The 5,768-nt window shown below is 47.2% G+C and carries 7 protein-coding genes; all 7 read left to right on the top strand.

Annotated elements, in window-relative coordinates:
* Positions 1-215 precede the first annotated feature (215 nt).
* A complete protein-coding gene (locus VB081_RS06175; protein WP_323399957.1) occupies positions 216-425 on the top strand; it encodes a helix-turn-helix domain-containing protein in 210 nt (69 codons plus the stop codon).
* Positions 422-1,831, top strand: coding sequence for a LuxR C-terminal-related transcriptional regulator (locus VB081_RS06170; protein WP_323399956.1), 1,410 nt, complete (start codon positions 422-424; stop codon positions 1,829-1,831). The genes VB081_RS06175 and VB081_RS06170 overlap by 4 nt, the downstream gene beginning before the upstream one ends.
* A 142-nt stretch (positions 1,832-1,973) precedes the next feature.
* Positions 1,974-2,483 (top strand): hypothetical protein, encoded by a 510-nt coding sequence (locus tag VB081_RS06165; RefSeq protein WP_323399955.1) that lies wholly within the window; start codon positions 1,974-1,976, stop codon positions 2,481-2,483.
* 36 nt (positions 2,484-2,519) lie between these two features.
* Entirely contained in the window at positions 2,520-4,130 is a 1,611-nt protein-coding gene (locus VB081_RS06160; protein WP_323399954.1) for a hypothetical protein, read from the top strand.
* A gap of 50 nt (positions 4,131-4,180) precedes the next feature.
* Positions 4,181-4,672, top strand: a complete 492-nt coding sequence (locus VB081_RS06155; RefSeq protein WP_323399953.1) for an LptM family lipoprotein — start codon at positions 4,181-4,183, stop codon at positions 4,670-4,672.
* A 44-nt stretch (positions 4,673-4,716) separates the two neighbouring features.
* A complete protein-coding gene (locus VB081_RS06150) occupies positions 4,717-5,307 on the top strand; it encodes a hypothetical protein (protein WP_323399952.1) in 591 nt (196 codons plus the stop codon).
* Positions 5,308-5,331: 24 nt separating this feature from the next.
* Positions 5,332-5,768 (top strand): hypothetical protein (locus VB081_RS06145; RefSeq protein WP_323399951.1); only part of this gene is annotated, 437 nt, incomplete at its 3' end.

The following is a 5,768-nucleotide window of genomic DNA, read 5'->3' as shown; positions in this document are numbered from 1 at the left end:
CTTCATAGGGATCGTTTCAGAAAATATCGAATAAAAAAGAAAAGGAAGCGGCAGGCACCAACGATGGCTGTTAAGCAATTAAGGGTATCAATAAATTGAACTAAACAACGCAATTATACATAAAACAACAAAAATGAATTTCCTTTGCCCATGAATACTGCTATAATAATCTTGTACATATCATGTACCGAACCGGACACTGCGGAGGGATTATTATGTCAGAAAACAACATTCAAGATAGATGGATTTCCTTGCAGGAGGTATGCGATTACCTTGGCGTAAAACGACACACGATCATGCGCTGGATTGCCCAGCGAAATATGCCTTCATCAAAGGTCGGCAAGCTGTGGCGTTTTAAAACTGCCGAAATTGATGAATGGGTCAGGAGCGGCGGAACCTCCGATGAGCAGGAGGTTATCAAATGAACGGACTTAAATCTTTCAATGCCCGCAGGCTTTCTGTTGCCGGATTTTCATTTCTCTTTGCCTATATTCTGTCATTTCAGTTTGAAGGGCAGGTGCTGTACAGCCTGCTGGATCTGCGTGGAACAGACGCCGACCGCTACATACTGGCTGCAATTATCGCACATTTTGCGGGGCTTTTTACCTGTGGCCTGTTTGTCAAATCACAGGCGGCCGCCAAAAGCATGATGTTCGGCGGTATGGGCTTATGCTTAGCCGCCACTGTCCCCTTCTTTTTTCCTCTCCCCGCTCTATGGATGGGCGGACTGATTGTCAGCGGATATTTTAGCGGCTGTGCGGTGGCGGCATGGGGATTTTTTTTCAGGACCTTTACGCCCAAGAACGAGCGCATTAAATCCTGTGCCGATGCTCTGATTTATTCCAATCTGCTGATGATTACAGTCAACGTAATTGCTATGAACGGGTCAACCTTTATCGGGCTAAGCCTCTCTATGCTTTGTCTTGTAATTGGAGCGGTGTTTATTTGGATGCTGCCTACGGAACCGAAGAATGAGCAGAACAAAATATTGAAAAACAAGATGGGAGGCATCAAAAATCCACTGTTGCTATTGTGCCTTTTTGTCTTCATCATCACCATTAATTCCGGCTTGATGTATCAAGTCATCAACCCCGCTTTTGAGCATCTGACGAGGCTGGTAAGCTGGTATTGGGCCGTGCCTTATATCGTGGCGCTCGCTATTATGCGCAACCTACCTATGAAAGCAAAGCGTTCCAGAATTTTGTATATCGGGATGGCAATGATTATAGGAGCGTTCATCAGCTTTATGCTATTAGGGCGAAACACTTCCGACTATCTGATTGTGGATACGCTGATGCTCGGTGCTTGCGGTATTTTCGATTTGTTTTGGTGGAGCATCCTTGGAGAAATGCTGGATTATAGCGACAACCCGGCACATACCTTTGGCATTGGGCTTTCCGCCAATGTATTCGGCGTGCTTTGCGGAGGCGTCTTGGGAATGACCGTAACATCTATTGGGCTTCCCAGTGCGGAGATTGCGGTGATTGCCCTTACTGTGGTTTGCGTTACACTGGTTATGCTGCCGCCGCTGAACCACCAACTTGTTTTACTGCTGAAAAGCCATGCCTACCTTGCCGCTTATGACAATATGAGTCAGTCACAGCAAACGGACATTGTTCGTCAAATTAAAACTCTTGACCCGATGACCGTCCGGGAGCAAGAGGTATTGCAGCTAATCCTTTCAGGCAAATCCAACCGCGAAATTGCTGGGGCTTTGTTTATCAGTGAGAGTACTGTAAAAACACATGCAAGGAATATCTTTTCAAAATATGATGTAGGTAGTCGAGCAGAACTCATCAGCACCCTGCTGAAGAATCAAAGGGTTGAATGATACATAAAATCACATAAATACAGGGTTTAACTGGCCTCTCATACTAAAGTATGAGGGGCTTTTTTCTGCAAATTCATCCTTTCGAACGATGCTTTTTGAGGCATCCTTCCCTAAAATTTATACTGGAGGAGGGTTGGTGCAAATGAAATTAATCCGCAAACGACGCAATGGATATGCCTTTTTGTTCGCAGCCAGTATTTGTTTGGCGGTGTGGCTCGGCATGGCATTTATGTTAGAAGTGGTTTTCGTCTTTGGAGCTATCAGCCTTATCTCTCTCCTGTTATTGGTGAGGCAGAGCCGTCTGCTCTATGACGCAACACTCATTTGGGATAATCGCATCCTTGCGGTGCCATCTGCTCTCATCTCCATGGCGGGCCGCCAAATGAAAAAAGACACCGAGGAAACCGTAGTATCTACCTTTGGTATCCTCATCGGCAGTGAAATTTACCGGTGGGGTCTCGACGGGGTGCATGGAGTACGGCTGCACACCGCCCATATTGATCAGGAACGGATGTGCCTGACCTTTGGCGACGCGGCCCAGACCATGCGGGTAGAGTTGCTGCACGGAATGACTCAAAAGCAGGCGCTGCTGGATGCCGCTCAAAAGCTGCTTCATGAAACTGGCGTAACGGCAGACATCACCGGATGGTAACACAAGAAGCAAAATATAAACATTGGAGGTAATGCAATGAAAAAGTATGTGTCTTTATTTCTGGCGCTTATTATGATTTTCACCCTTGCCAGCTGCGGCGGTAGAACAGATGAAAACACCACGGTATCCCTTCCCGCAGTAGCCGCAGAACGCGCCGCCGTGGAACAGGCGGGCGCGATAGCGACACAGCAGTACATCATCGCCCGGCTCAAAACTGAGGCGCTGATTGAGTATGACATTGAAAACGGCAGTATAGACGAGCTGAAAGCCATGACTGACGACACGCTGGAGGCATGGCGGCTCTGTGAGCTGGCCAGTGTCAAAGCAGCGGAATTGGCAGATTATGCTCAAAGTCTGCGCAGCTCCGCGTCTACGCAGGCGGCAACCATTTCCTATATCTCATCAAAACCCGCGATGATTGGTTTATTTACTACGGTGGCCTACGCTGCCGAGGAAAACGTCGCCGTAAAATGGGCAAAGGATTTGACCACAAAATACGACGCCTACCCTTCAGGCCAAAAAATCAAGCAGCTTTCGGAAAACCTTGGAACAGATGCAAAAAATGCCTTTGCCCAGCTTAAAATGGCGCAGGCTATTTTAGAAGGTGCGGCTTATAACGATGAAGCCGATACTATTCAGAAGTACGAAAATGCGGCGATGGCGACAAAGACCGCTTGTAAAACAGGACTATATATTGGTGGCGTCATAGCCAGTGGAGGTACAGCCACGGGCATTTTAGAGGCAGGAGGCATGGTCATCAGTGGCGTTGATACCATTGTGGACATCGCTTCCACCGGCAGCACCATCATCCTTGGCGAAAACAACAAAGTGACAATGGCAGCCAACGACCTTAAGGATATTGTGGGCCCCATCGCATCCATCGCCGGAGGGGTCAACGTGTTCAGCGGAGACTCAATCAAGGCAGGAATAAAGGCCGGTGCGGAGTTTTCAAAACAGATGGGGTCTTTGGATAAGCTCAACTATATCGGGGAGAGCGTACTAGATTTAGTCAGCGAGGGAAAGATACTTGGCGGCACGATTACCGTGGACGATGATGGCGAGACCACCGTAACCATGACCGAGATCAGCACAGAAGGAAAAACCCCCGATGAGGTGGCAAAGGAATTAAAGGAAGCGGGTCTGCCCGTGCCGGAGAAAGGAGAGCCTAAGACCGCCACAGAGCTGGCAGAGGAAATAGAGGAAGAATACTATTACACCGAGGAAGAGCTGAACGAGGTCATAGAAAATCTGCGAAATCTGCTCTACGAGATGTTATTGGATTCCGAGGAATCTACTGCTCCATCGGCTGAGGCAATTGGTGGGCTTTCCATAGATGAGATTGTGGGGATTTATGATGTGACACTAAAAAGCGATTGGCCCGAAGGCCCGCGGGAACAAGCAACAGAAATAAAGTTTGTCAAAAGGGATGGGCAGCTTGAAATTGACAAAGGTTTATTTGTCATTCTCCAAAAAATGCCTTTTGATTATGACCGAAACAATACAGCAACATGCACTTATGAGCATCAGGATGGATCAAGTACTATAGAAACATTTATGTTTAGAAAAGAGAACAAAGGTATATATGTTTCCGGCACTTCAACGAGTAGCGCAGGAACAGTATATTTTGAAGGCTTAAAAGTCGATTAAGGCAAATCTAACTCGGAAAATCACAAAATGATTTTAAGGAGGCTTCTCTTATGAAAAAAGCTTTGATTATCTTCTTATCGATGGTGCTTATATTTGCCCTTGCCGCCTGCGGCGAGAAAGGCGAAGAAGGATCGCAAGTGCAAGGTTCTGCTTCAACTGAAGCAAGCAACACTCCGTCTGAGGAAACGGAAAAAGGAAAGACTGGGCTTTCCATCGACGATATCGCCGGGAATTATTCGATGAATACCTATTATGACGGCAAAGAACAGAAGCATACTGTCGTGTTCACAAAGATCGGAGATAAATTGGTGGCATCCAGCGATGCTAAAGGTGAAGAACCTTTTGAATTATCCTATGATCAGGCTTCGGGAATAGCTTCATATGTTCAAAAGATTCCCCATGAAGACAGTGAAATCACAATAGATTCAAAATATACTTTTATCCTTGAGGATGGGGGTACAAAGGTAAACGGTGAAACGACTATGTTATTTAAAGACGAAACAAAAGATGGACCCCGGTATGAAGGATACAAGATCGACTGACTGGAAGTTGGCTTGCTATAACAAGAATTTTAGGAGGTAATCTTATGAAAAAGAAATTAATTATATTTTTATCATTGGTACTTATGTTCACCTTAGCCGCTTGCGGTGAAAAAAACGGCGGTAAATCAACGTCCGAAAGCCCCCCACCCTCCGAATCAGGCAATGCTCCCTCCAGCGAGGCGGGAGCGGATGAAAACAGGTATTACGGTATCGGAGAAGCAGCCGAGGCAAACGGGATTTCCATCACTATTGACGTGGCGGGGCCTTTCGATTATACAGGTATGCTTTCAAGGCCGAAGGATGGATTTGAATATGTTAAGGTCTGGTTTACCTTCACAAATGTCTCCGGCGAACCGATAGATTCCCCGAACAAGAAGGATATCTATATCATCTACGAGGAAGGGCCCACCGGGGACGACAGCGACATGACATCGGAGGAAAATTCACAGGTGATGTCGGATGTGGCTGACAGGAACGAGCGGTATATGGAGGACATAGAGCTTGCCCCTGGCGAATCCACCGGCGGCTGGATGGTCTATCAGCGGCAGACCGACAAAAGCGAGGTCACCATGCACTATTATTCCGGCTTTGTCAACGTCGCGCCGGATTTGATGTTCAGCTTTGCGGTTGAGTAAGCCGACAGAAAGGAGCTTTGCGCAATGAAACGAAAAATATTATCTATTCTGCTTGTAGCCGTCATGCTGCTGTCCGCTATAGCAGGTCTTGCAGGATGTGGAGAAAGTGGTTTTGCCTCAACCCAAATTGCTTCGGACAAAGGAGCAGAAATCGGGAATCTGAAAAAGGGCGGCTGGATAGTATCGGTTCCTGCTGGAGCTTTTGACGGGGATGTAAGTGTCATCGTGGCGAAAGCCTCCGAGAGAGAAGACGTCTTGCTCACTACTCCCATCGATATCAGCGTTGAGGGCATGGAGCAGGTGCGCCTGAACCAGCCGGTGAAAATCACCATGAAGCTTGATAAGAAAAACATCCCCGATGCCGAGAGCTTTGACCGAACGGTCATGGCATATTGGAACGGCAGCGAATGGGAGCCGATTATCCCCGACCCTGTTCGCCTGTCCGAGGGATATTTGGAATT

The sequence above is a fragment of the Christensenella sp. genome, assembly GCF_034927525.1.
GTDB lineage: Bacteria > Bacillota > Clostridia > Christensenellales > Christensenellaceae > Christensenella.
Note: the sequence above shows the minus strand (reverse complement) of the source record. Positions and strands in the feature narration are given on the sequence as shown.

Coding starts and splice junctions, on each gene's coding strand:
- VB081_RS06175 (WP_323399957.1), top strand. CDS start 216: ATGTCAGAAAACAACATTCAAGATAGATGGATTTCCTTGCAGGAGGTA.
- VB081_RS06170 (WP_323399956.1), top strand. CDS start 422: ATGAACGGACTTAAATCTTTCAATGCCCGCAGGCTTTCTGTTGCCGGA.
- VB081_RS06165 (WP_323399955.1), top strand. CDS start 1,974: ATGAAATTAATCCGCAAACGACGCAATGGATATGCCTTTTTGTTCGCA.
- VB081_RS06160 (WP_323399954.1), top strand. CDS start 2,520: ATGAAAAAGTATGTGTCTTTATTTCTGGCGCTTATTATGATTTTCACC.
- VB081_RS06155 (WP_323399953.1), top strand. CDS start 4,181: ATGAAAAAAGCTTTGATTATCTTCTTATCGATGGTGCTTATATTTGCC.
- VB081_RS06150 (WP_323399952.1), top strand. CDS start 4,717: ATGAAAAAGAAATTAATTATATTTTTATCATTGGTACTTATGTTCACC.